Origin of the sequence: Limnohabitans sp. Hippo4, from assembly GCF_003063605.1 — a bacterium.
Taxonomy (GTDB): domain Bacteria; phylum Pseudomonadota; class Gammaproteobacteria; order Burkholderiales; family Burkholderiaceae_C; genus Limnohabitans_A.
Genome location: NZ_NESE01000005.1, coordinates 157,051 through 183,453, shown reverse-complemented (window position 1 = coordinate 183,453; position 26,403 = coordinate 157,051). Strand labels below are relative to the sequence as shown.

General features: G+C 53.5%; 28 protein-coding genes and 1 riboswitch. Of the genes, 14 read left to right on the top strand and 14 right to left on the bottom strand.

Annotation, left to right across the window (positions count from 1 at the left end):
• Positions 1-237 precede the first annotated feature (237 nt).
• The 5 genes from B9Z46_RS15280 to B9Z46_RS13220 are packed head-to-tail and all read left to right on the top strand — an operon-like array spanning position 238 to position 6,729.
• Positions 238-504, top strand: a complete 267-nt coding sequence (locus B9Z46_RS15280) for a hypothetical protein (protein WP_233246018.1) — start codon at positions 238-240, stop codon at positions 502-504.
• Positions 501-2,192, top strand: coding sequence for a type I secretion system permease/ATPase (locus B9Z46_RS13235; protein WP_108257099.1), 1,692 nt, complete (start codon positions 501-503; stop codon positions 2,190-2,192). The genes B9Z46_RS15280 and B9Z46_RS13235 overlap by 4 nt, the downstream gene beginning before the upstream one ends.
• Positions 2,189-3,952, top strand: coding sequence for a type I secretion system permease/ATPase (locus B9Z46_RS13230; protein WP_108257098.1), 1,764 nt, complete (start codon positions 2,189-2,191; stop codon positions 3,950-3,952). The genes B9Z46_RS13235 and B9Z46_RS13230 overlap by 4 nt, the downstream gene beginning before the upstream one ends.
• A gap of 27 nt (positions 3,953-3,979) precedes the next feature.
• Positions 3,980-5,365, top strand: coding sequence for an HlyD family type I secretion periplasmic adaptor subunit (locus tag B9Z46_RS13225; RefSeq protein ID WP_108257097.1), 1,386 nt, complete (start codon positions 3,980-3,982; stop codon positions 5,363-5,365).
• Positions 5,365-6,729, top strand: coding sequence for a TolC family outer membrane protein (locus tag B9Z46_RS13220; protein ID WP_199220611.1), 1,365 nt, complete (start codon positions 5,365-5,367; stop codon positions 6,727-6,729). The genes B9Z46_RS13225 and B9Z46_RS13220 overlap by 1 nt, the downstream gene beginning before the upstream one ends.
• Positions 6,730-6,766: 37 nt before the next feature.
• Here B9Z46_RS13220 and B9Z46_RS13215 read toward each other — a convergent pair whose 3' ends face one another.
• Positions 6,767-7,561, bottom strand: coding sequence for an HAD-IIB family hydrolase (locus B9Z46_RS13215; protein ID WP_108257096.1), 795 nt, complete (start codon positions 7,559-7,561; stop codon positions 6,767-6,769).
• Positions 7,561-9,189, bottom strand: a complete 1,629-nt coding sequence (locus B9Z46_RS13210) for a peptide chain release factor 3 (protein WP_108257095.1) — start codon at positions 9,187-9,189, stop codon at positions 7,561-7,563. Before B9Z46_RS13210 ends, B9Z46_RS13215 begins: the two co-directional genes overlap by 1 nt.
• A 65-nt stretch (positions 9,190-9,254) precedes the next feature.
• Positions 9,255-9,349, top strand: a riboswitch (S-adenosyl-L-homocysteine riboswitch).
• 99 nt (positions 9,350-9,448) lie between these two features.
• Between B9Z46_RS13210 and ahcY the strand changes: the two genes are divergently transcribed.
• From ahcY to metF, 3 genes are all read left to right on the top strand, one after another.
• Complete coding sequence (gene ahcY, locus B9Z46_RS13205) at positions 9,449-10,882, top strand: adenosylhomocysteinase (RefSeq protein WP_108257094.1); 1,434 nt, start codon at positions 9,449-9,451, stop codon at positions 10,880-10,882.
• Positions 10,883-10,903: 21 nt separating this feature from the next.
• Complete coding sequence (locus B9Z46_RS13200; protein ID WP_108257093.1) at positions 10,904-11,713, top strand: TlyA family RNA methyltransferase; 810 nt, start codon at positions 10,904-10,906, stop codon at positions 11,711-11,713.
• A 65-nt stretch (positions 11,714-11,778) separates the two neighbouring features.
• A complete protein-coding gene (gene metF / locus B9Z46_RS13195; protein WP_108257092.1) occupies positions 11,779-12,606 on the top strand; it encodes a methylenetetrahydrofolate reductase [NAD(P)H] in 828 nt (275 codons plus the stop codon).
• 16 nt (positions 12,607-12,622) lie between these two features.
• Here metF and B9Z46_RS13190 read toward each other — a convergent pair whose 3' ends face one another.
• The 10 genes from B9Z46_RS13190 to B9Z46_RS13145 form a co-directional block, all read right to left on the bottom strand.
• A complete protein-coding gene (locus tag B9Z46_RS13190; RefSeq protein ID WP_108257091.1) occupies positions 12,623-12,973 on the bottom strand; it encodes a type II toxin-antitoxin system RelE/ParE family toxin in 351 nt (116 codons plus the stop codon).
• Positions 12,970-13,407: a type II toxin-antitoxin system ParD family antitoxin gene (locus B9Z46_RS15275; protein WP_233246017.1), complete on the bottom strand. Its 438-nt coding sequence runs from the start codon at positions 13,405-13,407 to the stop codon at positions 12,970-12,972. Before B9Z46_RS15275 ends, B9Z46_RS13190 begins: the two co-directional genes overlap by 4 nt.
• An 84-nt stretch (positions 13,408-13,491) precedes the next feature.
• Positions 13,492-14,592: a 2Fe-2S iron-sulfur cluster-binding protein gene (locus B9Z46_RS13180; RefSeq protein WP_108257090.1), complete on the bottom strand. Its 1,101-nt coding sequence runs from the start codon at positions 14,590-14,592 to the stop codon at positions 13,492-13,494.
• A gap of 18 nt (positions 14,593-14,610) precedes the next feature.
• A complete protein-coding gene (gene paaD, locus B9Z46_RS13175) occupies positions 14,611-15,222 on the bottom strand; it encodes a 1,2-phenylacetyl-CoA epoxidase subunit PaaD (protein WP_304597980.1) in 612 nt (203 codons plus the stop codon).
• 21 nt (positions 15,223-15,243) lie between these two features.
• Positions 15,244-16,050 carry a 1,2-phenylacetyl-CoA epoxidase subunit PaaC gene (gene paaC / locus B9Z46_RS13170; protein WP_108257088.1) on the bottom strand — a complete coding sequence of 269 codons (807 nt, stop codon included), beginning with the start codon at positions 16,048-16,050 and terminating at the stop codon, positions 15,244-15,246.
• Positions 16,050-16,397 carry a 1,2-phenylacetyl-CoA epoxidase subunit PaaB gene (paaB, locus tag B9Z46_RS13165; RefSeq protein WP_108257087.1) on the bottom strand — a complete coding sequence of 116 codons (348 nt, stop codon included), beginning with the start codon at positions 16,395-16,397 and terminating at the stop codon, positions 16,050-16,052. The genes paaC and paaB overlap by 1 nt, the downstream gene beginning before the upstream one ends.
• A complete protein-coding gene (gene paaA, locus B9Z46_RS13160) occupies positions 16,394-17,446 on the bottom strand; it encodes a 1,2-phenylacetyl-CoA epoxidase subunit PaaA (protein ID WP_108257086.1) in 1,053 nt (350 codons plus the stop codon). Before paaA ends, paaB begins: the two co-directional genes overlap by 4 nt.
• Positions 17,447-17,543: 97 nt before the next feature.
• Positions 17,544-17,813 (bottom strand): BrnA antitoxin family protein, encoded by a 270-nt coding sequence (locus B9Z46_RS13155; RefSeq protein WP_108257085.1) that lies wholly within the window; start codon positions 17,811-17,813, stop codon positions 17,544-17,546.
• Entirely contained in the window at positions 17,773-18,045 is a 273-nt protein-coding gene (locus B9Z46_RS13150) for a BrnT family toxin (protein WP_108257084.1), read from the bottom strand. Before B9Z46_RS13150 ends, B9Z46_RS13155 begins: the two co-directional genes overlap by 41 nt.
• Positions 18,046-18,148: 103 nt before the next feature.
• On the bottom strand, positions 18,149-19,057 hold the full coding sequence (locus B9Z46_RS13145; RefSeq protein WP_108257083.1) for a 23S rRNA (adenine(2030)-N(6))-methyltransferase RlmJ: 909 nt from the start codon (positions 19,055-19,057) through the stop codon (positions 18,149-18,151).
• A 230-nt stretch (positions 19,058-19,287) separates the two neighbouring features.
• On the opposite strand from B9Z46_RS13145, the gene rplM reads away from it, so the two are divergent.
• The 3 genes from rplM (at position 19,288) to erpA (ending at position 20,876) form a co-directional block, all read left to right on the top strand.
• On the top strand, positions 19,288-19,719 hold the full coding sequence (rplM, locus tag B9Z46_RS13140; protein ID WP_055361704.1) for a 50S ribosomal protein L13: 432 nt from the start codon (positions 19,288-19,290) through the stop codon (positions 19,717-19,719).
• Between the two features lie 12 nt (positions 19,720-19,731).
• Positions 19,732-20,124, top strand: coding sequence for a 30S ribosomal protein S9 (rpsI, locus tag B9Z46_RS13135; RefSeq protein ID WP_055361703.1), 393 nt, complete (start codon positions 19,732-19,734; stop codon positions 20,122-20,124).
• A 386-nt stretch (positions 20,125-20,510) separates the two neighbouring features.
• On the top strand, positions 20,511-20,876 hold the full coding sequence (gene erpA / locus B9Z46_RS13125; RefSeq protein ID WP_055361702.1) for an iron-sulfur cluster insertion protein ErpA: 366 nt from the start codon (positions 20,511-20,513) through the stop codon (positions 20,874-20,876).
• A gap of 28 nt (positions 20,877-20,904) precedes the next feature.
• On the opposite strand, the gene B9Z46_RS13120 is transcribed toward erpA, so the two are convergent.
• A complete protein-coding gene (locus B9Z46_RS13120; RefSeq protein WP_255416937.1) occupies positions 20,905-22,128 on the bottom strand; it encodes an anhydro-N-acetylmuramic acid kinase in 1,224 nt (407 codons plus the stop codon).
• A 69-nt stretch (positions 22,129-22,197) separates the two neighbouring features.
• Positions 22,198-23,595 carry a M23 family metallopeptidase gene (locus B9Z46_RS13115; RefSeq protein ID WP_233246015.1) on the bottom strand — a complete coding sequence of 466 codons (1,398 nt, stop codon included), beginning with the start codon at positions 23,593-23,595 and terminating at the stop codon, positions 22,198-22,200.
• A gap of 93 nt (positions 23,596-23,688) precedes the next feature.
• Between B9Z46_RS13115 and tyrS the strand changes: the two genes are divergently transcribed.
• From tyrS to dtd, 3 genes are read left to right on the top strand one after another with little or no spacing between them, the layout of a single operon-like run.
• A complete protein-coding gene (tyrS, locus tag B9Z46_RS13110) occupies positions 23,689-24,924 on the top strand; it encodes a tyrosine--tRNA ligase (protein WP_108257080.1) in 1,236 nt (411 codons plus the stop codon).
• 57 nt (positions 24,925-24,981) lie between these two features.
• A complete protein-coding gene (locus B9Z46_RS13105) occupies positions 24,982-25,908 on the top strand; it encodes a cation diffusion facilitator family transporter (RefSeq protein ID WP_108257079.1) in 927 nt (308 codons plus the stop codon).
• Positions 25,905-26,357: a D-aminoacyl-tRNA deacylase gene (gene dtd / locus B9Z46_RS13100; RefSeq protein WP_108257078.1), complete on the top strand. Its 453-nt coding sequence runs from the start codon at positions 25,905-25,907 to the stop codon at positions 26,355-26,357. Before B9Z46_RS13105 ends, dtd begins: the two co-directional genes overlap by 4 nt.
• Positions 26,358-26,403 lie beyond the last annotated feature (46 nt).

Sequence of the window (26,403 nt, the reverse complement as noted above, 5' to 3'; positions counted from 1 at the left end):
GTGGCATTGCACCACTTGCATTACCGCCGCTTGCGCGAAGAGTTTCCATCTTTGGGATCGCAAATGATCTGCAATGCCATCTATGCAGTGTCGCGCGCCTCGAGGTTGGTATTCCAATCCCCCCAAAGCCCCTTCAATTTGTCTAAGTTAGGCAATAAATCGCTACCGTTGCTTCACTTTAACAACAGTTGTCCAGTTTATTTCGACAGGCACACACTTAGCATCAAGGGATCTAAGTTGTCTTTGTTCACCTTGGATGGTCGGATGCATTTTGAGTTGACTTTGCCTGAATCGCAGCTTTTGCTCTTTAAAGTTGCTAAATTGCGTGAAATTTCGCTAACTCGCAGACTTGATGGTTTGTATGAGTTGGCTTTTTGGCTGGAAGCGGATGTTTCTGAGGAACTTGCCTCAGATTCAAGTGTGTCCAGCCAAGAGGTGCCTGCTGATTTGTTGGCGGCTTCCCCTTTAATCCCCGATTACCTGTCCATTGAGGTTGCTGCATGAAGCCTGAATTACCCCCATCTGAATTGGCTTTGGCCTTCAACCCCATCAAACCTGTGTTGTACAAGGCGGTGGGGTTCAGCTTGATCATCAGTTTGTTGGCATTGGCGCCCACGGTCTACATGCTGGAAGTCTATGACCGAGTGGTCAACAGTCGCAATGGCATGACCTTGGTGATGCTGACGGTGCTGGTGGTTTTGATGTATGCCGTTATGGAGGTGCTTGAGAAAGTTCGAGGCGCCATGTTGCGTGCAGCAGGCGTGCAACTCGACAACAAGTTGTCTGAGCGGGTGTACAACGCCATGTTTCAAGGTTTTATGAAACGCCAAATTGCCGTCAGCATGCAGGTGATGAATGACTTGCGCGCGGTGCGCGAGTTTTTGGGAAACCCTGCTTTCACAGCTGTGATGGAGGCGCCCATGGCGCTGTTGGCCCTTGTGCTGATTTTTGCCATCAACCCGCTTTTGGGGTGGGCCTCGGTGGTGGGGGCCATTGCGCAAATGAGCGTGGCATGGCTCAACGAGCGGGCCATTCGCAAACCTCTGAATGAAGCCAACCGCAGTGCCTCTGCAGCACAGCAATTTGCAGACGCCTCCTTGCGCAACGCGCATGTGATGGAGGCTATGGGCATGTTGGATGCCGTGCATGCGCGATGGCAAAAGCGTCAGGCTGAATTTTTGGGGCATCAGGCGCAGGCTTCCGAAGGCGCTGGTCTTTGGACGGCCATGAGCAAAATGATTCAGCAGCTGATGGGGTCGCTGCTGTTGGGTTTTGCAGCTTGGTTGCTTTTGAAGAATGAGCTCAATGGTGGCGGCGGGATGATGATCATTGCCTCGGTGCTGGGAGGCCGAGTTCTGGCCCCGCTGGGACAGGTGGTAGCGCAGTGGAACGCGGTGGTCAATGTGCGATCTTCTTGGGCCAGGTTGGAAGCATTGTTGATGCAAATTCCACCCAAACCCGATGCCATGCCATTGCCTGTGCCCAAAGGTGTTTTAACGGTCGAGGCCTTGATGGCGGGGGCGCCTGGACAGCAGGTGCCCATTGTGCGCGGTGTTCAATTTGCCATTCAACCTGGCGAGGTGCTGGCCGTTGTAGGACCGTCGGCCTCAGGAAAAACAACCTTGGCAAAATTGTTGGTTGGTTTGTGGCCAGCGATCAGCGGCAAGGTTCGCTTGGATGGCGCAGACATTTACGCTTGGGACAAAGCCGAAGTGGGTCCTTATCTGGGGTACTTGCCCCAGGGCGTGGAATTGCTAGAGGGAACACTTGCCGAAAACATTGCACGATTTGGCGATGTGGACATGGTGCAAGTGGAAGCCGCTGCCAGATTGGTGGGGCTGCATGAGTTGATCATGTCTTTGCCGCAAGGCTACAACAGCCCGATTGGTCGCGATGGCGCCATGCTCTCGGGTGGACAAAGACAAAGGGTTGGATTGGCCCGTGCTTTGTACGGTAAACCTGTGTTTGTGGTACTAGACGAGCCCAACTCGAGCTTGGACGAAGCAGGGGACGCGGCATTGGCCAATGCCATTGCTGCGCTGAAACAGTTGGGCACCACTTTTGTGGTGATGACGCACCGAAGCAGTATTTTGGGGGTGGCAGACAAGATGCTGCTGATGCGCGAAGGTGCGCAGCAGGCGTTTGGTCCACGAGATGAAGTATTGGCCGCCTTGCAGAAAGCACAAGCATGAAAACGCCAGAAATTTTTAATCGCAACGAATTGTCACGCACGCTTTGGGAACTCCGGCGTGAATTTGTGGTGGCTGGTATTTTCAGCTTGGTGGCCAACTTGCTGTTGTTGGCGCCCACCTTGTACATGCTTCAAATTTACGACCGGGTCATGGTGAGCCAGAGTACTGGCACCTTGTTGGTGGTGTCTCTCATTACTTTGTTCTTTTTTGGCGTGCTGACATTTTCTGAATGGAGCAGAACACGCTTGCTGGTGCGCACAGGTGTGCGCTTAGATGAAATGCTCAGCCGACGTTTGTTTCATGCCAGCTACGAGGCGCACCTGAATCCTGCAGTCAGCAATCCTTCTAGAGCATTTGGCGATTTGACCGAATTGCGTCAATTCTTAACGGGCAATGGCATCTTTGCATTTTTTGATGCACCCTGGACGCCCATCTACATTGCAGTGTTGTTCTTGCTGCACCCGTGGCTAGGCTTCATGTCGATCTTCTTTGGCGTGGTGCAGTCTGTGTTGGCTTGGTGGGGCAACAAGGCCACCAAACCTGCACAAACAGTGGCCAGCAAAGCTCAGCAAGAAGTGGGCGTGTATTTGCAAAGCAAGTTTCGCAACGCTGAGGTGCTGGAGTCCATGGGCATGCTCAGCAGTTTGTATCGCCGCTGGGCCGGCAAACACCTGCACGCCTTGGGGCGTAGCGTGGAGGCTCAGGCTGTTTCAGGCAAGGTGGCAGCGTGGAGCAAGTTTGTGCGCTACACACAGCAGTCGTTTGCTTTGGGTGGGGGTGCTTTGTTGGTGATTCAAGGTGAGTTGTCGCCGGGTGCCATGATTGCCGCCAACGTACTGACCACGCGTGCTTTGGCGCCCATTGATTTGATGGTGGGTACTTGGGGGCCGTTTCTGAATGCGCGTGAAGCTTTTGGCCGATTGAAAGATTTGCTGGAAGCCAATCCGCTGCGTGACTTGAAGCCCATGGGCGTCACCCCGCAAGGCAATGTGGTGCTCAAAGATGTGGTTGCTTCTGCGCCAGGTCGTGAAACGCCTATTTTGAAAGGCGTCAGTGCCATCATGCCCGCCGGCACGATCACGGTGGTGCTGGGTGCATCCGGTTCTGGAAAGTCCACACTTGCGCGCGTACTTCTAGGGATATGGCCGCATACCGCTGGTGAAGTGTTGCTAGACGACCAAGACATTCGCAAATGGGACCGCATGGAGCTAGGACCTCATGTGGGTTATTTGCCCCAAGACATTGAACTTTTTGATGGCACCATTGCAGAGAACATTGCCAGAGCTGGCAAAGTGGAATCTGAAAAAGTCATTGCTGCTGCAGAGGCTTCTGGCTTGCACAACATGATTTTGCGATTCCCCAAGGGCTATGACACGCCCATGGGCGAAGCAGGTGGCTTGCTGTCGGGTGGGCAAAGACAGCGCATTGGACTGGCACGAGCCCTTTACGGTCAACCTGCGCTGGTGGTACTCGATGAACCTAATGCCAACTTAGACGACGAAGGCGAAGCCGCCTTGGTGCGCGCTGTCCAGGGTTTGAAAGCGCAAAACAAAACAGTAGTGTTGATCAGCCACAGGCCCGGCGTGGTGAGCGTGGCCGATCGTTTGTTGATCTTGCACGAAGGTGCTGTGCATGCCAGTGGTCCACGCGACGGTGTATTGGCTGCCCTGCAAAAACAACGTGAAGAGGCAGCTGCTGCAGCCAATGCGGCCTCAGCACAGCTACCAGCGGCTGATGCACCTTCACCCAATTCCAATTGATTTTTGACACATTGAATCGAGACTGTCATGGCACTGAAAAATTTGACCAAAACGCTTAAAGATGCCGCACAAGATGCGCAAGTGGTGGGCGCTGGCGCAGACGATGCACACAGCCAATCCAAGCCTTCTTCCGATACTTCAGCGGTTGCAAGAACAGGTCTGTGGGTATTGGGCTTGGGCTTTGGTGGCTTCTTACTATGGGCTGCATTGGCGCCACTGGATGAAGGCGTGCCTACACAAGGCATGGTCACCTTGGACACCAAACGTAAAACGGTGCAGCACTTATCAGGCGGTATTGTGAAAGAAGTGCTGGTGCAAGAAGGCCAGCAGGTCAAAGAAGGCGACGCCTTGCTTCGGTTGGATGCTGCCGTTGCCAAAGCCAATTACGAAGCCGTGCGCCAACGTTACTTGGGTTACCGCGCCATGCAAAGCCGCTTGATTGCTGAACAAGCAGGTCGTGATGCCATTGACTTTCACCCCGATGTGAAAGCTGCCATGAATGATCCGTTGATCAAACAGCAAGTGGTCACACAGCAGCAATTGATCCAAGCTCGACGCGCTGCTTTGGCTGCCGACTTGCAAGGCATTGAGGAAAGTGTGCAAGGCTTGAAAGAGCAACTGACCTCGTATCAAAACATTTTGGTTCAGCGCCGCAATCAATTGGCCTTGTTGACAGAAGAGCTCACCAACACCCGCAGCATGGTGAAAGAGGGCTATGCGCCGCGCAATCGTCAATTGGAATTGGAGCGTATGGTGGCTGAGTCCAATGCGGCGATTGCAGACTTAACAGGCAACAGCATGCGAGTGAATCGCCAGGTGGCTGAACTGACGCAGCGCGCATTGGCCCGCAAACAAGAGTACCGCAAAGAAGTGGAAACTCAGCTGGCGGATGTGACACGTGAAGTGCAATCGGATGCCGAAAAGTTTGTGGCTGTGACTGCAGACTTGGACCGCATGGAAATCAGAGCACCCGCAACGGGACAAGTGGTGGGTTTGACAGTGCAAACTGTTGGCGCCGTTTTACAGCCAGGTCAAAAATTATTAGACGTGGTGCCTGATACGCAAACTTTACTATTGGAAGCGCACATACCTCCCCATTTGATCGATAAAGTGCAAGCAGGTTTGTCAACAGATGTGCGTTTCAACGCATTTGCACATTCGCCTCAGTTGGTGGTGGAGGGCAAAGTGTTATCGGTGTCGGGTGATTTGTTGACAGACCCCGCACAACCTCAATTTTCCTACTTCTTGGCGCGTGTGCAAGTAACCCCCGCAGGTATGAAAACCTTGGGCTCGCGCCAAATGCAACCCGGCATGCCTGCTGAAATTGTGATCAAGACTGGCGAGCGTTCGATGTTGACCTATTTGTTGCACCCCTTGGTGAAGCGCATGGCTTCATCGATGAAGGAAGAGTGATGCAAAGCGTGCCTAATTTTTTGAAGAATGTGGTGGCCGGTGCGCTGGCTGCATCTGCCATGGCTGTGTGCGCACAGACCTCGGTGATGGACTTCAAGCAGGTCTATCAAGCGGCCCTTGAGCAAGATGCCAACATTCGTGCATCGCGTGCTGCAGCCGATTCAGGCCGTGAACGCTTGCCCCAAGCACGCGCTGGATTGCTGCCGCAGGTGTCTGCCAATGCCGGCCGAAACTTCAACGATCTGAATTCCACGTCGCCCAATATTTTGGGTGCCTTGACCACCACCAACGACAAATACTTCAGCGACAACCGTGCTGTTCAATTGCGTCAACCGCTGATGAACATGCAGCGCTGGTTGCAGTTTGAACAAGCCAAGTCGATGGTGGCTGAATCGGAAGCCAGCTTAGACCGCGATTTGCAAAACTTGGTGGTGCGTGTTGCTGGTGCGTACTTTGAATATTTGATGGCCGATGAGCAATTGGAGTTGGTGTTAGCGCAAAAGAAGTTGTACACCTCGCTGGTTGATGCTGCCAAAAAAGGTTTGGCAGCTGGCTCGGGCACACGCACCGACATTGACGATGCGCAAGCACGCCTGGACATGGCCAGCGCACAAGAATTGGAAGCGCGTCAGAACCAAGACCAAACGCGTCGCCAACTGGAAGTGTTGATCAATCAACCCGTGTCGTCTGTGGCCAAGCTGAATGTGTCTGCTTTGAAATTGGTAGGCCCTGAACCTGCTAATTTGGACGCATGGACTTTGAAGGCCGAGCAAAACAGCCCCGAGATGAAAGCCATGCAAGCCCGCTTGGATGCAGCACGCCGCGAAGTGAGTAAATCGCAGGCAGGTCATTTGCCCACCTTGGACGCCGTGGCACAGTGGTCCAACAGCGGCAGTGAAAACATCACGCGCATCAATTCGCGTTATGAAAACAAGTCGATTGGCTTGCAGCTCAATGTGCCTTTGTTCTCAGGTGGTTATGTGAACTCCACCATTCGCCAAGCTGTGGCCGAACAAACGCGTGCCGAAGAGACTTTGGAAGCTTTGCGCCGTGATTTGGGTGTGCGAGTGCACAAAGAGTTTCGTGGTGTGACCGAAGGTGTGTTGCGAGTGCGTGCTTTGGAGCAGGCGGTTCGCTCTGCTGAGCAAATGATGCAGTCGACACAGATGTCTTTGAAGGCCGGTTCGCGCACGCAGTTGGATGTATTGAATGCGCAGCAGCAGTACACCATGGCCTTGCGTGATTTGGCGCAAGCGCGCTTTGTGTATTTGATGTCTAAAGTGAAACTGGCTTCTTTGGCGGGTGACGATGCGGTGGTTTCGGTTGACGCTGTGAATGCCAGTTTGGTGGGCGTTGCAAAGTAGTCTGAATGAGTTCGCTTTGTAAATCGAAGTTTGAAACTTAGATTTGCGAGTCGCGCAGCTGGGCAGCTACTTCTGCAAACCCCGCACCTCGCTCTTGCTGCGCTATGTACGTCGGCAAGTGCTTGAGCTCTTTCTCAAAGCGCCTGATGTTGGCCACACCCACACTGTGTGTGAAATGCTCGAACATCACTTGGTCGTTGGTGGAGTCGCCCACGTAAACCCATTGGTCCAGTTCATTGGTGAGTTCTCTGCCTGTCAGTTCTTTCAGAATCCACTGCGCGCCATGCCATTTGTTGTGATCGCCAAACCAAGCATTGATGTGGATGCTGCTGACCGTGGCGGTCATGCCTTCTTCTTTCAACAGTGTTAAGACTTGCTGAATTTGCGCTTGCGACAAGTGATGAAATTCGCTGTGGTCAAACGCGATGTCGGTTTCTCTTCCCGGTGAATCTTGGGCCATGACGGTGCCGGGAATTTCTTGCAACACGCGTTTGGCAATGCGTTGCATTTCTTGGAAGTTGCGTGTGCGGGTGGCCAAGTCTTGTTGGTAGGTCTTGTTGACTTGGTTTGTTTGCGGGTTGTGAAGCAAGGCCACAGCACCGTTCTCTGCCACCATGGCATTGACTGGCCAGGAGGATGCGAAGGGGATGCTCCAGCCCACAGGTCTGCCGGTGATGGGAATGACCATGAGGCCCGCGGCTTTTAAATTTTGCAGGGCCCTAAGTGCATCGGCTGTGATGGCGCCTTCGGTGGTGAGGGTGTCGTCAATGTCGGTGAAGACGCCCACGATGTTGGCGCGGGCGCTTTGCGGCCATGACGACAGAGGCTTCATTAGCCCGCAGATCCCAGCGCCAAGCCAGCATGCTCACGCAGCGGATGGAAGTGAATCTTGGGAAAGCGCTCTTGCGCCAAGCGCACGTCATAAGGCGAGGTGCACAAATAAGCCAAGGTATCGGCCGCATCCAATGCCATGCGCTGTGGGTACGCGTTTAGGAACTCTCTCAGTTCTGCAGGCGTATCGGCCGTAATCCAACGCGCACCGGTGTACTGGCAGCCTTCCAATCGCACATCGCAATCGTATTCAGCCTTGAGGCGGTGCTGCACCACTTCAAACTGCAACTGGCCCACAGCGCCCAGCAACATGGGGCCGCCCACTTCGGGTTTGAAAACTTGAATGGCACCTTCTTCGCCCAGCTGGTCAAGACCCGCTTGCAGTTGTTTAGTGCGCAGCGGGTTCTTCAAGATGACCGTCATGAACAGTTCAGGTGCAAAGAAGGGTAGCCCCGTGAACAGCAAGTTGGCACCATCGGTAATGGTGTCACCCAACTGCACACCGCCGTGGGTCGTGAAGCCAATGATGTCGCCAGCATAAGCTTCGTCTACTGCTTCGCGTCTTTGGCTCAAAAAGGTGACCACGCTGGTGGGGCGCAATTCTTTGCCGGTGCGTTGCACTTTGAGTTTCATGCCGGGCGTGTACTTGCCCGAGGCCATGCGCACAAACGCAATGCGGTCGCGGTGCGAGGGGTCCATGTTGGCTTGTACCTTGAACACCACGCCTGCGAAGGCGGCGTCTTCGGGCTGCACTTCTTTGATAACCGGTTGCTTGTTCACAATCAGTGAACTGGTCCGGGGCTTGGGTGAAGGCGCTAAGTCGACCAAGGCGTCTAGCACTTCCATCACACCGAAGTTGTTCACACCGGAGCCGAAGAAGACGGGGGTTTGTTTGCCGGCCAAGAAGGCTTCGCGGTCGAAGGCCGGTGAGGCGCCGGTGGCCAACTCCATGCTCTCCAGCGCTGTGGCAAATTCATTGCCAAAGCGTTCGTGTAATGCAGCTTCTTCTGACAGCGGCATGGTTTCAAAGTCTTGGGGCAAGCGCTCGCTGCCCGACTCAAACACAGTCATCGCATTGGTGCGCAAGTTGATGATGCCTCCAAAGGATTTGCCCTGGCCCACGGGCCAGGTCATGGGCACGCAGGGCATGCCCAGTTCGCGTTCGACTTCGTCCAAGATGTCCAATGGATCGCGCACTTCGCGGTCCATCTTGTTCACAAAGGTGATGATGGGCGTATCGCGCTGGCGGCACACTTCAATCAGCCTTCTGGTTTGGGCTTCCACACCGTTGGCCGCGTCAATCACCATGAGGGCCGAGTCCACGGCGGTCAGCACACGGTAGGTGTCTTCGCTGAAGTCTTTGTGGCCGGGGGTGTCCAGCAGGTTAATCACATGGTCGCGGTACAGCATCTGCATGACCGATGAAGCCACAGAAATGCCACGCTGCTTTTCAATTTCCATCCAGTCGGAGGTGGCGTGGCGCGAAGCCTTGCGCGCCTTGACCGAGCCGGCAATTTGAATGGCACCCGAGAACAGCAAGAGCTTTTCGGTGAGCGTGGTTTTACCCGCGTCAGGGTGAGAAATGATGGCAAACGTCCGGCGGCGCCGGGTTTCTTGGGTGTAAGTCAATGTGGCTCCAGGGGAATTTGGGTGTCTGGCTTGGAATCCAGAGATGCCGCTAGTATAATTTGCCCCATTCCGAGGAGCGTTGCAGCGGCCCCCATTCTGTTGACAGACATGGCGAGGACGTGAGGCTCGGAACCCTACTTTGCAACGACGCTCATCCACTTTTCTGCGGGATGAGCTCTATTTCTCAACTGAGTTCAACGGAATTTACCTCTGGGCATCCCTCTGAGAAGTGGTTTCAAACTTTTATTTGGAGCACACCATGAACGCACGTTTAAACACCGCTGTTAACGCCGATTGCGCGATTGCCGACATCGGCTTGGCCGACTGGGGACGCAAAGAGATCAAAATTGCCGAGACCGAAATGCCTGGTTTGATGGCCATTCGCAAAGAATTTGCTGCCGCCCAGCCCCTCAAAGGTGCGCGCGTCACTGGCTCATTGCACATGACCATTCAAACAGCGGTGCTGATTGAAACTCTGCAAGCTTTGGGCGCTCAAGTGCGCTGGGCTTCTTGCAACATTTACTCCACGCAAGACCATGCCGCCGCAGCCATTGCCGCCAACGGCACGCCTGTGTTTGCGGTGAAGGGTGAGAACCTCACTGAATACTGGGACTACACCCACCGCATTTTTGACTTCGGCGCCAAGGGCACTGAAGGCGAAGGCCCCAACATGATTTTGGACGACGGCGGCGACGCCACGCTCCTGATGCACTTGGGCAAGCGCGCAGAAAAAGACGCTTCCATTTTGAACAACCCAGGCTCTGAAGAAGAGACCTGCTTGTTTGCCGCCATTAAGGCCAAGTTGGCCGAAGACAGCACTTGGTACAGCCGCAAGTCTGCTCAAATCATTGGCGTGACCGAAGAAACTACTACAGGCGTGCACCGCTTGAACGAGATGAGCGCCAAGGGCGAACTGATGTTCCGCGCCATCAACGTGAACGACTCTGTCACCAAGTCCAAGTTTGACAACTTGTACGGTTGCCGCGAATCTTTGGTGGACGGCATTAAGCGCGCCACTGACGTGATGATTGCAGGCAAAGTGGCTGTGGTGGCCGGTTACGGCGACGTGGGCAAAGGCAGTGCACAAGCTTTGCGCGCACTAAGCGCTCAAGTTTGGGTGACTGAGATTGACCCGATCAACGCATTGCAAGCCGCCATGGAAGGCTACAAAGTGGTCACCATGGATTACGCTGCCGACAAAGCAGACATCTTCGTCACTGCCACTGGCAACAAGCACGTCATTACGCATGACCACATGTTGGCCATGAAAGACGAAGCCATTGTTTGCAACATTGGTCACTTCGACAACGAGATCGACATTGCCTCTGTTGAGAAATACACATGGGAAGAGATCAAGCCTCAGGTTGACCACATTGTGTTCCCCGATGGCAAGAAAATCATCATGTTGGCCAAAGGCCGCTTGGTGAACTTGGGTTGCGGTACAGGTCACCCCAGCTTTGTGATGAGCTCTTCGTTTGCCAATCAAACCATTGCGCAAATTGAATTGTTCACACGCCCAGAAGCGTATGAAAACGGCAAGGTCTATGTGTTGCCTAAGCACTTGGACGAGAAGGTGGCGCGTTTGCACCTGATGAAGGTGGGCGCCATGTTGACCGAGTTGTCTGACTCACAAGCCGCCTACATTGGTGTGAACAAGAACGGCCCTTACAAGCCTGACACTTACCGTTATTGATTTCTTTTTGATCGGGCCATTTTGCGCATTGACCAATTGTTAGTAGAGCGCGGCCTGGCCGCGTCTCGTTCACAGGCCCAGCGGCTGATTGCGGCAGGTGTTCAGTGGCGCACGCCACCGGGCGCTTTGCCAACAGCCGTGGTGGAGGCTGTGAAGTCTTCCGTGGAATGGCGCACGATCAATAAGAACAAAGACGAAGTGCCCAGCGATGCAGAGATTGTGTTGCTGGACGATTCCGAATCCAAGTATGTTTCTCGCGGTGGTTTGAAGCTGGAAGGCGCACTGCGTGACAGTGGTGTTTCTGTGTCAGGCCTGCGTTGTTTGGATGTGGGTCAGAGCACAGGCGGCTTTACCGAGTGCTTGCTGTTGAACGGTGCTGCCGAAGTGGTGGGCATCGATGTGGGCCACGGCCAGGTGCATCCGCGTGTGCGTGAAGATGCGCGTGTGATTTGCATTGAAGGCGTGAATGCGCGCGAGTTGATGCCCGATGACGAGCGCATTCCCGATGCAGAAGCTGGCTTTGATGTGATGGTGGGAGATGTGTCCTTCATTTCATTGACGTTGGTGTTGCCGGGTGTGGTGCCGTTTTTAAAACCAGGTGGGACGCTCTTGATGCTGGTGAAGCCCCAGTTTGAATTGCAGCCTGAGAACATTGGCAAGAACGGTTTGGTCAAAGACCCCGCCATGTACCCCGTGATTGAAAAACGCATTCGCACCTCACTCAAAGAGTTGGGTTTGAAAGTGACCGGTTGGTACGACAGCGCCATTGAAGGCGGTGATGGCAATCGTGAGTTTTTTGTGCAGGCGGTGAAGCCTGCAGAGACAGAGTAATCAAGCGCAAATTTGGCGCAAACAAATTGATGGAGTTGGCTGAATAAGCGAGCTCATGAACAGCGATGAAAAAATTACCAGTTAGCTTTGAATTTTTTCCACCTAAAACACCGGAAGGTGCGGAGAAACTGCGCGTTGTGCGTCAACAGCTTTACACGCAAGCGCCTGAGTTTTGTTCAGTGACTTATGGTGCTGGTGGCTCCACGCAAGAAGGCACCTTTGGCACCGTGGGCGAGATTTTGAAAGAAGGCGTGGCCGCTGCGTCGCACTTCTCTTGCATTGGTGCCAGCGAAGAATCTGTTCGCAAAGAACTGGCCACCTTGAAAGCCATGGGCGTGAAGCGCTTGGTGGCCTTACGTGGTGATTTGCCCAGCGGTTACGGCATGGGCGGTGCGTTTCATTACGCGTCCGATTTGGTGGCGTTCATTCGCAAAGAAACGGGCGACGACTTTCACATTGAAGTGGCGGCTTATCCAGAAATTCATCCTCAGGCAAAGTCAGCTGAGTCTGATTTGCAAGCCTTTGTGGCCAAGGTGAAGGCTGGCGCTAACTCTGCCATTACGCAGTACTTCTACAACTCCGATGCGTACTTCCGTTTTGTGGACGATGCGCATAAGTTGGGTGTGGATGTGCCTGTGGTGCCTGGCATCATGCCCATTACCAGTTCTACACAGTTGCTGAGATTTTCAGATGCATGCGGCGCAGAAATTCCCCGTTGGATTCGTTTGCGTTTGCAAGGCTTTGGTGATGACACGGCTTCTATCAAGGCATTTGGCCTAGATGTGGTGGCCGATTTGTGCGATCAGCTGCGCAATGCGGGGGTGCCTGCGTTGCACTTTTATACGATGAATCAGAGTGCGACGACTTTGGAGTTGTTGAAGCGCTTGGCTTGACCCCGTAGTGAATGAATCACTTTGGATCAAATTTTGATTCAAGTGAGTGATGGGTCAAATCCATGCTGTCATGAAGCAATCTTAAAATCTCAATGGTTTGATTTCTTGCTTCTTTAAACACCAGCAAATGTCGTCCTTTGTTGCCTTTTCTCTGGACATGTAGGGTGCGAATTTTTGGCCCAATGTCTTCTCTAGACTTACTGCCAATTGGTTCTGGGCCAGTCATTAAATCCTCAAGTGCCGAAACAATGACCTCTAAATATTTGGCTGCTTGTGGCGCCCCAAATTTTTCAGTAGTCCAAATTTTGATACTGATGAGGTCAACTTCAGCCATCTCTGTCAGCTGAACTCGCCAGAAATTGTTCATGCAACCGTTGTTACTTTGGAGAGGACTGACTTGAGATGCTTCCGCAAAGAAGCCTTTGAGTCAAACTCTTTAAATCTGCCTGCTTTGATGTCATCAAGACCTAATTGCACTGCTGCTTGAAGTGCTTTGAGTTTTAAGGCATCTTCTTTCTCGCGTTGCTCAAGCATCCTAAGGCCTTCTCGTAAAACCTCACTTGCATTTTGGTAGCGACCACTGGTCACCAACCCTTCAATCATTAATGCTTGATGGTCTGTGAGTACGACGTTTCGAGTTGGCATGGGAGCGTCTTTGTGAAGAGTGGTTGGCATATTATGCCAATTGACGTCCTTGCAGGTCAAATCGATTTTGTTGCGAATCATCTTCATCATCATTTGTCCTTGAGGCTCCGAGCCAGACTTCATTTGAATATGAAAAGGACAATGAGGTACTTTCATTTGCTTGCATACGCAAGAATGATTAGGAATGAAGATCTTCATTCCGAAATTTACGCGATTTGATTCCTGAATTTACGGCGTTTTTTACCGCTCATCAAAACTCATCACTACTTCTTTGCTAGTGGGTTTGGCTTGGCAGCTGAGCACAAAACCTTGTTCTGTTTCCCAGTTTTCTAGCGTGAAGTTCTTCTCCATGGCCACGGTACCCTGCATCACTTTGGCGCGGCAGGTGCAGCACACGCCACCTTTGCAGGAGTAGGGCAGGTCCAAGCCTGCTGCCAATGCAACGTCTAAGATCTTGTCGGTGGCCGACATTTGCATTTGATGCTTCTTGCCATCCAGCACCACCGTGAGTGCCACATCGCCTTTGGATTGAGGGGCGTTGCCCAAGACCACTTGCTTGCGCGCATCTGCAGGCATGGCTTCCAGTGTGGGTGATGTGAATCGTTCTGTGCGAATGTTGCGTGCGGGCACGCCCACTTCTAACAAAGCTTTTTCTGTGGCTTCAATCATGGCTTCAGGGCCGCAGATGAAAACCTCGTCCATGCTGGCAGCAGGCAAGAGGCTAGCCACAATTTCTTTAACCTTGGCCTCGTCAATTCGTCCTTCTAGCAAAGGCACTTCTTGCGCCTGACGAGACAACACGTGAATGAGCGTGAGTCGGTTGGGGTAGCGGTCTTTGAGGTCTTGCAGCGCTTCATTGAACATCACGCTGTCCATGCGGCGATTACCATAGACCAAGGTGAATTTGGACTCTGCTTGTTCTTCCAAGGTGCTGGCCAAAATAGACAAGATGGGCGTGATGCCCGAGCCTGCTGCAAAGCCGACGCGGTGAATGGCGCGCGGGCGCTGTACGATGAAACGGCCATCCGCGGGCATGACACGAAGCACATCACCCACCTTCAGTTGCGTGGCAGCCCAATTAGAAAACACGCCACCCTGTACTGGACGGATGCCCACTTCTAAGGTGCCGTTTTGTTCAAATGACTTTTGCGAAGAGCTGATGGAATAGCTGCGGCGCACATCATTGCCATCGATGGTGGCGCGCAAAGTTAAGAATTGACCCGCTTTGAAATTGAAGCCACTGCGCAATGCTTCAGGCACTTGTAAAGTGATGGCCACTGCACCTGCTGCTTCGGGCGTGATGTTGGAAACTGGCAGGTCGTGAAATTTGAAAGCGGTCATGGTGCGGTAATTTTCAAATCAATAAGGTTTGAAATAATCAAACGGCTCCATGCAATCAAGGCAGCGGTAAAGCGCTTTGCAAGCGGTGGAACCAAAGTGAGATGTTTCAGTGGTGTTGTGCGAATTGCATTGCGGGCAGGGCACCGCCAACTGTTCGTGACGACCTGGATTGCTGGCGCTTCGAGCTGCAAATTGGATGATGCTGGAGGTACTAGTGCCATTTAGGTTGCCACTCGGAGTTTGGCAATCATGATCAGCGCCGCTGTGAGGCGGTGCAATGCCATAAGCGCGCAATTTTTCTTTGGCCTCTGGTGTGATCCAGTCGGTGGTCCAAGCGGGTGCCAATTGCGTTTTAACTTGGCCCTTCAAGCCATGCGCTTGCAGCAAGTTGGAAACGTCGTCTTCAATTTGACCCATGGCAGGGCAGCCGCTGTAGGTCGGCGTGATGACCACTTCCAATTGTTCTGTGCCATCTTGTGCAACAGTTGTGCGCACATCGCGCAAGATACCTAGCTCGCGCAAAGTGACCACCGGAATTTCTGGGTCGGTCAAAGACTCTAGCAACGCCCATGCTTTTTCAACTGCGCTTTGTGGAAGCGCAGTGCCTGCAGCGGTGGAGGCCATCGTCATGATGAGCTTAAGAGCTTTGAATTACCAAGTGGCGTTGGGATGCGCACGCGCCAAGCTTTGCATCTCGGCCAACATGAAGCCCAAATGCTCTGAGTGAACGCTGTGTTTGCCAGTGGGCACAAAGCCGCCAGAAGCAGGGCGCTTGAGTGTGGCCTCAGCTAAAGCTTGGTCCACAATTTGGTTCCAATCGTTTTGCAAACTGGCCATGTCCAAGCCTGTGAGTTTGGCAGCTTCTGTTTCGTAGTCGCTGCTTGTCCAGAACTCTTGCGTGTAGGGCATCAAGTGATTGATGGCCGCTTGTGCACGGCCATGTGATTCAGCGGTGCCATCGCCCATGCGCAGCAACCAATCGCGTGAATGTCGCAAGTGGTAGCGCACTTCTTTGAGTGACTTGGCGGCAATGGCGGCTAATTGTTCGTGGGATGCATGTTGCAATTTGTCCCACACCAACACCATCAGTGCGCTGTACAAAAAGTTGCGAGCCAAGGTGGTGGCAAAGTCGCGCTCGCTGGCAGATGTGCCGGCCAGTGGCGCGTGATGTGGCAACTCTAGCAAGGTGTAGTTTTTGAAATCTGGCACATCGCGAAAGTAGGCCAGTGTGTCTTCTGTCGCGCCATTGCCCATTTGCGCTGCGGCTTCTTGGTACAACAAACGTGCCTGGCCCACCAAGTCCAAGCTGTTGTTGGACAAGGCAATGTCTTCTTCCAGAATAGGGCCGTGGCCACACCACTCCGCATTGCGTTGACCCAACACCAAAGCGTTGTCGGCCAAGTGCAGCAGATAGTCAACGGGCAATGTGCTGTTACGTGTTGCTTGCGCCGCAGACATTACATGTGCCCCACTTCAGATGGAATTTCGTAGAAGGTGGGGTGACGGTACACCTTGTCGCTGGCGGGCTCGAAGAATTCTGATTTATCATTGGGCTCGCTGGCCGCAATCGACGAAGACTGCACCACCCAAATGCTCACACCTTCTTGACGGCGCGTGTAAACATCGCGCGCCATTTGCAAAGCGTGTTGTGAATCGGACGCATGCAAACTGCCGCAGTGCTTGTGCTCCAAGCCTTGCTTGCTGCGCACAAAAACTTCCCAAAGGGGCCACTCTTTGAGGGCTGCTGTTGAGGATGAAGATGTCGTACCTGCTTGCGAAGCTGAGTTGGTTTGATCGGCGCTCATGCAGCCTCCTTCAAATTCTTTTGGGCTTGTCTGTGCGCTTGTTTGTTGGCGTGTGCCACTGCGGCATCGCGCACCCATTGGCCATCGTTCCAGGCCTTCACGCGCGCACCCAAACGTTCTTTGTTGCAAGGGCCATTGCCATTGACGGTGGCCCAGAATTCATCCCAATCAATCTGACCGTAGTCGTGGTGTTGACGTTCTTCGTTCCACTTCAAATCGGGATCGGGCAAGGTCACGCCTAGCACTTTGGCTTGTGGCACAGTGGCATCGACAAATTTTTGGCGCAGGTCATCGTTGCTGATGCGTTTGATACCCCAGCGCATGCCTTGCACGCTGTTGGGGCTGTCGGCATCGGGCGGTCCAAACATCGCCAAGCATTTCCACCACCAACGATTGACAGCGTCTTGCACCATGGCCTTTTGTTCGGCGGTGCCTTGCATCATCACCAACAAGGCTTCGTAGCCTTGGCGTTGGTGAAAACTTTCTTCTTTGCAAACGCGAATCATGGCGCGGGCATAAGGGCCGTAAGAGCAGCGGCACAAAGGAATTTGATTCATGATGGCCGCGCCATCCACCAACCAACCAATCACGCCCACGTCTGCCCAATTGAGCGTGGGGTAGTTGAAGATAGAGCTGTACTTGGCTTTGCCGCTGTGCAATGCGTCGAGCATTTGATCGCGACTGGTGCCGAGGGTTTCGGCCGCACTGTACAAATACAAACCATGACCGCCTTCGTCTTGCACCTTGGCAATCAAAATGGCTTTGCGCTTCAAGCTCGGTGCGCGGCTGATCCAATTGCCTTCGGGCAACATGCCCACAATTTCACTGTGCGCGTGTTGGCTAATTTGACGTACCAAAGTTTTGCGATACGCATCAGGCATCCAATCGCGCGGCTCGACTTTGCCGTCGGCATCGATGCGTGCATCGAACTGGGCTTGCAATGCCAATTCGGTTTCGGTCAGAGGTTTGGGCACTGATTTGAGTGCCACTGCGTTGGATGAGTTGCTTGTGTCCGGTGCGTCGGGCACGTTGAAGGATTGCGTGTACATGGGCTTCTCCTCGCTGGGTTAGCGTGTTTGAAACGAAGTATATCAATTAACCGACCGATCGGTCGGTTAATTGAATGCAAGAGTTGTAGGGGTTTTCCTAAACCCGCCCAGCCAATCGAAGAGAAGCACGCAGGGTTTCGTTGATGCGTGTTTGCCAGCCGTCGCCTGTGGCCCTAAGGGCAGCCAATACATCCGCATCCAATCGCAATTTGACTGGTTCTTTGGGAGTGGATGACTTGGGCCTGCCTCGGGCTTGTATTTTGTTGCCCTTGTAAAGCGTGGCTTCCTGAAAAAATGCTTCAGTTAACTCGGGCGCGTCTTCAGGCTCAACCCAAGTGGCTGGCGTAGATAGCTTTTTCGCGGTCATTGGCTTTCCTCATGCTGATGATGCGGCGAGCCTCGCCGCGAGGTGTCCAAACCAACACAATCAAACGGTCATCCAAGTAGCCTACTGTAATGAAGCGATGTTCTTCGTAGCTTTCTCGGTTGTCTTGCCCAGTGAAATGAAAACCAGCAAAGATTTCATTTGCACGAGCAAAGTCCAAGCCTCGTTCATGCAGCGTTTTGTCTCGTTTGACTTTATTGAACTCAAGGTTCACGAATTATTGTACCCCCATAAATATTGACAGGACTTTATTCATCCTAATCAATATCTAACTTTCAGAGGGTTACATTTTGAAGCTGGGGGTACTTATAGAAGTCTTAACTATGCTCAACCGCCCAGCTATGTCCTGAACCTCGCGCCAACGCTGGCCCCACCACTTCCATGGCCTCGCGCAGTTTGTCTTTGAGCGTAAAAGGCGCATTGACCACAAACATGCCACTGGCCGACAAACCTGCCGAGCTGCCGTCGGTGTTGCGGCCAATCGACAAGGTGAGGTTGAGCCATGGTTTTTGTGACTGGTTGCTCAAAGTGCGCAAACGCTTGGGCAAATCGTGCGCCTCAGGCCGCGCAATGATGGGGTACCAAACCAAATAAGTACCTGTCGCAAAGCGCTTGAGGCAATCTTGTATGTTGGCGGCCACTTTGCCGTAATCGCTTTTGATTTCGTAGCTGGGGTCCATCAGCACCATGGCGCGTTTGGAGCCGGTGGCCGACGGCGGCGGTGGTAACAATTTTTTGAGCGATTCAAATCCGTCTTCGCGGGCAATCATGATGCTGCGGCCGGCGTCCAGTTGGGCCACGTTAGAAGCCAAAGCTTTGCTGTCGGTGGGGTGCAATTCAAACAGACGCAACTTGTCGCGCGCATCTTTGCGCAGCATGGCGTGAAGAATGAAGGGCGAGCCGGGGTAGAACTTGGCTTGGCCATTGGGGTTGAAGCTGGCAATCATGTCCAGATAGGCTTGGAGCGCTTCGGGAATGGGCTTGGCATCTTTCTTGGCGCTGGCAGCGTCAAGCTGGCTGAGCAGTTTGAAGATGCCGTCCTTTGCTTCTCCGCCGGTTTCGGAATAATCACCGTCAAGCCGGTACAGGCCAGCACCCGCATGGGTGTCCACAATGGTGATGCCGCCTTCTTTTTGTTGCAGGTGCTGCAAAGTGGCAATCACGGTAAGGTGCTTGATGACATCGGCATGGTTACCGGCGTGAAAGGCGTGTCTGTAACTGAACATGCCCTGATGGTAACGCTTACACCCCCTCAAATGCCAAAAAACCCTTGCAAAACAACAATTTTGTCGTTTAGAATCGAGGGCTTCGCAGCGAATTAGTGATCCCGCGGCGAAGGGCCTTGATTTTTACCTCAGGTAAAGACGTAAAGGCCAACCCCACCTAAGAGGTTCCCAGAAGAGGAACACCGACCGTGGAAAAGGATCCAACAAACCTTCTTTTAAAGAGAAAACTCATGACCAAAACGTTCAGCGCAAAACCCGCTGACGTGACGCACGAGTGGTTTGTGATTGACGCGACCGACAAGGTCCTCGGACGAGTAGCCAGCGAAGTTGCTCTCCGTTTGCGCGGCAAACACAAGGCCATTTACACGCCTCACGTCGATACTGGCGACTTCATCGTCGTCGTTAACGCAGCACAACTCAAAGTGACTGGCACCAAGTCTTTGGACAAGGTGTACTACCGCCACTCAGGTTACCCAGGCGGCATCACAGCCACTAACTTCCGCGACATGCAGTCCAAGCACCCTGGACGCGCGCTCGAGAAGGCCGTTAAGGGCATGTTGCCCAAAGGTCCTCTGGGCTACGCCATGATCAAAAAACTCAAGGTGTACGGTGGTGCAGAGCATCCCCACACCGCCCAACAGCCTAAAGTGCTGGACATTTAAGGAGCCTTGAGAATGATTGGTGAATGGAACAATGGCACCGGCCGTCGCAAATCTAGCGTCGCCCGCGTGTTTTTGAAAAAAGGCTCTGGCAAGATCACGGTCAATGGCAAGGACATCCAAGCCTACTTCGGCCGCGAGACTTCGATCATGATCGCTAAGCAACCTTTGATGTTGACAAACAATGCCGAATCTTTCGACATTCAAATCAACGTTCACGGTGGCGGCGAATCCGGTCAAGCTGGTGCAGCCCGTCACGGCATCACACGTGCCCTGATTGACTATGACGCTTCTTTGAAGCCCGTGCTCAGCCAAGCTGGTTTTGTCACACGTGACGCCCGCGAAGTTGAACGTAAAAAGGTCGGCTTGCACTCTGCTCGTCGCCGTAAGCAGTTCTCTAAGCGTTAATTCGTTTACAGCCTGTTTCAAGAAAACCGTTCTGCTTGCAGAGCGGTTTTTTTTCGTAAGTGCTTTTTTTCTGGGCGGCGGTGGGGTATGGGTTGACGCTCATCTTCGCTTGACTCAGAACTTCGCTTACAACCCATACCCCACCACCACCCAGAAAAAAGGGTAGTGGCATGCGGGGAAGTTAACTCCAAGTAAGCAGTACTGGAAGAGGTGGTGCTGGTGTTCGGACGCGCGAAGTTCTGAGTAAAGCGAAGATGAGCAAGTCCGAATACCAGCGCCACCTCTTCCAGTACGGACCGGCGGAAACCCCTCCTAACAAGGCAGTTATTACAAGATAATTGTTGACCAATCCACTATACTACTCACCAAGTAGCCGGAGAAAAAACATGAGCGCCTTAGCTGAAACAATCCCCACAGAAATGCCCGAAGCCATTGTCTTCACAGACAGTGCTGCTGCCAAAGTGGCCGACCTCATTGCCGAAGAAGGCAACCCCGATTTGAAACTGCGTGTGTTTGTGCAGGGTGGCGGTTGCTCAGGCTTCCAGTATGGTTTTACGTTTGACGAAATCGTCAACGAAGACGACACCACCATGACCAAACATGGCGTGTCTTTGCTGATCGATGCCATGAGCTACCAGTATTTGTTGGGCGCAGAAATTGATTACAAAGAAGACCTGCAAGGCGCGCAGTTTGTGATCAAGAACCCCAATGCCACCACCACGTGCGGTTGCGGTTCTTCATTCTCGGTTTAATTCAGCGAAAACTAAATAAACCGAAGGGTCATCTGGGATAGATGGCCCCCAACACACGGGCGCCTCGAGCGCCCGTTACGCTTTCTAGACTTCCCGTTTCTCGCTTCATCGCTTTGGCAGCCAGCCACGCAAAGGCGGCCGCTTCCACTTGCAAGGGCGGCAAGCCATGCAGTTCCGTAGAAGCCACTTGTACGCCGGGTGCATGCAATTGCAAACGCGACATTAAGTGTGCATTGAGTGCACCACCGCCACACACCCACAACTGCTGGGCTTCAGGCGCTTGGCGCTTGAGGTCTTGCACAATGGCCAAGGCCGTGAACTCGCACAGCGTGGCTTGCACATCAACGGCTTTGAAGTCTGCTCGCAAATGTTGCTGCAACCAAGTGGGGTTGAACAAATCGCGGCCTGTGCTTTTGGGAGGTGTCTGATGCAAAAACGCTTCAGCCAACAAGCTTTGCAGCAATGAAGGAATGACTTGACCTTGCGCTGCCCAAGCGCCGTTGGCATCGTAGTCAGTGCCTTGGTGCACATGCACCCAGTGGTCCATCAAGGCGTTGCCAGGGCCGCAGTCAAAGCCGGTGATGCTGTGCTGTGCGGTGTTGCGCAAGATGCTGATGTTGGAGATGCCGCCAATGTTGACCACAGCCACGCTGTGCTTGGGGTTGCCAAAAATCTCTGCATGAAAGGCTGGCACCAGAGGCGCACCTTGACCGCCGGCCGCCAAATCGCGTGTGCGAAATTCGGCCACCACATCAATGCCCGTCAGTTCGGCCAGCAAAGCGGGGTTGTTGAGTTGCAAGGTGTATCCCACTGCCCCTTGACCGGTGTTAGGGTCAGCATCAAATTCAAGTGGACGATGTCGCACCGTTTGGCCATGGGCGCCAATGGCTGCAATGGCATGTGCTTGCAAACCACTTGCATTGAGCAGCGCATGCACCACCTGCGCGTAACTTCTTGCCAAGCGATTGCCAGCCAATGCGGCGCGATGCAACTCGTTGTTGCCCGGTGTATTCAGGCTAAGCAACTCGGCCCGAAATTCAGCATCAAATGGCTGAAAGACATGCTGCAAAACTTTGAGGCTGGGCGTGTTGAACAACAACGCAGGAGACTGATCTTGACCCACGCTGCCATTTCCACTTTTGCCACTTTCTTGTTCCGGTTTGCTTTGCCATTGCAAAAGCACACCGTCCACGCCATCGAGCGACGTGCCCGACATGAGGCCAATGAAGTATTGAAAGCTAGGTTGAGTCACCGTTGTGGGCGATGGGGAAAGGGGAGAAGAGGGGGAGGAAGTCAACCCGGCCCCTGCCAACGCTGAGAATTATTGAACGTTGTTTTGGCGCATTTGCGCCGCAGCCATCAACTGTGCGCGCGCAAATTCGGCACGTTGGTTGAACTGGTTACGCTGAGCAGCCGAGATAGGTTCGGATGAACCTTGTTGTGCCAACGTGAGGGGATCAACGTGACGACCATTGATGCGGAATTCAAAGTGCAGGTGAGGACCTGTGGACAGGCCCGTGGTACCCACTGCGCCCACAATATCGCCTTGCTTGATGGTTTGACCGCGCTTGACGTTCATGCGGCTGAGGTGAGCGTAAACCGTGCTTTGACGTGCATTGTGTTGCACCACCACCATGTTGCCGAATGCGCCTTGGAAGCCACTTTCAACAACCACACCGTCGGCAACGGACATGACGGGTGTGCCAGTTGGCGCTGCGTAGTCAACCCCTAAGTGCGCGCGCTGGGTATGGAGAATGGGATGCTCGCGCATGCCAAATCCGCTGGTGCGGCGTGAGTAGGGAACAGGTGATGCCAAGAAAGCTCGGCGAAGGCTGTCGCCTTTGAGGGTGTAGTAAGCACCCTTTTGGCCAGGCTCTTGGAACCAAACAGCGTTGTAGGTTTTTTGGTCGTTGGTAATTTCGGCGCTGAGCAAACGGCCGGCGCGCAGGGGTTCGCCTTCAGCTTCCAAGGTTTCGTAGACCACCGAAAACACAGCGCCTTTGCGCAATGCACGGTGGAAGTCAATTTGACCCGAGAAGACATCGGCTAATTGGCGTGTGACCGTTTCGGGCAAACGGGCTTCGTCGGAGGCTTCGTACAAAGAAGAATTGACTGTGCCGCCAGACATGCGAACGCTGGCTGTCAAGGGTGCCGTGTCGGTGCGAACGCTGAACTTGTTGTCTGCATCACGCGTGATGACCATGCGCTGGAATTGGCTGTCATTGTCGTTTTTGAGCCAGCGTGTAGTGAGCGTCAACAGTTGCTGCTGCTCATTGGCCTCCACAGACACATTGCGGCCGGAGCGGTTGAGCAGGGCTTGACGAACTTCTGGCGTTTTGCGGATGTAGGCAGCGGCGGCTGCGTCAACCAATCCAAGGCGGCGCAACAAACTCTCGGCCGTGTCGCTGCCGCGGGTGATGTCGTTGCGGTAGAGCTTGAGGGTTTGCTGCTCAAGCGCTTCAACTTGTGCATCTAAATTGGGTGTGCTGAGTGTTTCAACCAGGGTGCGAACGGGCAAATTGGCGGCATCTGGCCCCAAGTTGGCCACCGCAAACGCGCCACCGCCGCCGCCGAGCAAAACTGCGGCAAGCACGGCTGTGACGTGTTTGGGATGACGCGCAACAAAGTCCCGCAGCGTTTCGCTGTGGGATTTGGCCGATGCCAACAGCGCGAGGCTGAACGGCTTGGCAGTCGTCATCAATGTGTTGAAAAATTTCATTCAATAGGGAATAGCAAGGTCAGCCCTTAAAATAGGGCAAACAATTCCACCAATTCTACCTTCAAACCTCCAAGGCGCATACTGGAAAACCCTATGAATTCACCTGTTTCGACCTCCTATCCCGTGACAGACGCTGTCAAAGAGGCCTTGGCGGTCACCTTGCGAGGCTGTGAAGAGCTCATTCCCCAGGAAGACTGGGTCAAAAAATTGGCCAAATCCGAGGCCACCGGCGTGCCCTTGCGCATCAAGTTGGGCCTGGACCCCACAGCCCCCGACATCCATGTGGGCCATACCGTGGTGCTGAACAAAATGCGCCAATTGCAGAACTTGGGTCACCAAGTGATCTTTTTGATTGGCGACTTCACCAGCCTGATTGGCGACCCCTCTGGTCGCAACTCCACGCGTCCACCGTTGACGCCCGAGCAAATCAAGTTGAATGCAGAGACTTATTACCGCCAGGCCAGTTTGGTACTGGACCCCACCAAAACCGAAATTCGATACAACAGTGAGTGGAGTTTGCCGCTGGGTGCCATGGGCATGATTCAGTTGGCGGCCAAGTACACCGTGGCGCGCATGATGGAGCGCAACGATTTTCACGATCGGTTTAAAGCCGGTACGCCCATCAGCGTGCACGAGTTTTTGTACCCGCTGATGCAGGGTTATGACTCCGTGGCATTGAAGTCCGATTTGGAATTGGGCGGCACCGATCAGAAGTTCAACTTGCTGATGGGTCGTCATTTGCAGACCGAATACGGCCAAGAGCCTCAGTGTATTTTGACGATGCCTTTGCTGGAAGGTTTGGACGGCGTGGACAAAATGTCCAAGTCCAAGAACAACTACATCGGCATCAGCGAAGAGCCCAACACCATGTTTGCCAAGGTGCTGTCCATTTCTGATGTGCTCATGTGGCGCTGGTACACCTTGTTGTCTTTCAAATCCATGGCCGACATTGAAGCTTTGAAGAAGCAAGTGGCCGATGGCTTGAACCCCAAAGAAGCCAAGGTGGCTTTGGCCAAAGAAATTACCTCGCGTTTCCACGGTGCCGCAGCGGCCGATGCGGCCGAGCAAGACTTTATCAACCGCAGCAAGGGCGGTGTGCCCGATGAAATTCCTGAGGTGAATCTCAGCGGTGCACCTTTGGGCATTGGCAATTTGCTCAAGATGGCAGGCTTGGCGCCTTCAGGCTCAGAAGCCAATCGCTTGATCGATGGCGGCGGTGTGCGCGTGGATTCGTCCGTTGTCAGCGACAAAGGCTTGAAGTTGGAGGCCGGCACGTATGTGGTTCAGGTGGGCAAGCGCAAGTTTGCGCGCGTGCACTTGAGCGCTTGATGCTTGTTCTTGATCTAAGGCTTGGTTTTTGTCATCGATGTGCGTTAACCTGACACCATGATTTCAAAACTACCGCCTTGGTCACCCCGCACTTTGTTGTGGGCCTCTGTGGTGGTGGCCATCATCACCATCACGCTCAAAACTTGGGCATGGTGGATTACCGATTCTGTGGGCTTGTTGTCCGATGCCATGGAGTCTTTGGTCAATTTGGCCAGCGCTATTTTTGGTTTGCTCATGGTGACTGTGGCAGCGCAACCGGCCGACGAAGAACATCCTTATGGCCATCACAAGGCGGAGTATTTTTCTTCGGGCTTTGAAGGCATTTTGATCATCGTGGCGGCCATGGGCATCATTTGGGCTGCCAGTCACCGTATTTTTGATCCGCAACCCATTGAGCAGGTGGGTTGGGGTTTGGCATTGTCGGTGGGCAGCTCGGCCTTGAATGGTTTGCTGGCGTGGGTCATGTTTGGTGCCGCCAAGACGCACCGCTCTATTGCCCTGGAAGCTGATGCCAAGCATTTGGTGACCGACGTGTGGACTTCGGTGGGCGTGGTCATTGGCATTGGCTTGGTCAGCGTGACCGGTTGGTTGTGGCTCGATGCGCTGGTGGCCATTGGTGTGGCCCTGAACATTTTGAAAGAAGGCTTTCACCTCATTTGGCGTTCGTCACAAGGCTTAATGGATGAAGCGGTAGAGCCCGAAGTGATTGCGCAAATTCAAGAGACTTTGGCGGGCTTTGCGCATCAGCGAGATGATGTTTCGATCATTCGCTTTGATCACATCACCACGCGCAAAGCGGGGCAGCGCCGATTTGTCGACATGCACATGCACATGCCTGCGTCCTGGACCTTGGGTCGTGCGGCTGCTTTGCGAACCAGTGTGGAACAAGCGTTGATGAGTGCAGTGCCTGGCTTGCGCGCTTCTATTCAGTTGCTGCCTTCCGATGTGGAAGCGCACTTTGATGCAGAAAGAGATTTGCTGTGATTGGTGTGGCGCAACGCGTGCTGGAAGCACGGGTGGTGGTGGATGGGCAGGTGATCGGCCAAATTCAAAAGGGTTTGTTGTTGCTGTTGTGCGCCGAGCAAGGCGACACCACGGTGAATGCTGACAAGATGCTGAGCAAACTTTTGAAGTTGCGGATTTTCAGCGATGAGGCGGGCAAGATGAATCGCTCTTTGCAGGATTTGGATGGCAATGGCTTGCAAGGCGGTTTGTTGGTGGTGAGCCAATTTACGCTGGCCGCCGATGTGAGCGGCGGCAATCGCCCCAGCTTTACGCGTGCTGCGTCACCGGCAGATGGTCAACGCTTGTACGACTACTTCGTTGCGCAAGCCCGAGAGGCACATCCCATTGTGCAAACCGGTCAGTTTGCGGCAGACATGAAAGTGCATTTGGTCAATGATGGCCCTGTGACCATTCCTCTTCAGATGTAATTGGGACAAGTTTCTTCCTCTCCGGCGAGAGCAAAACAATTGGGGT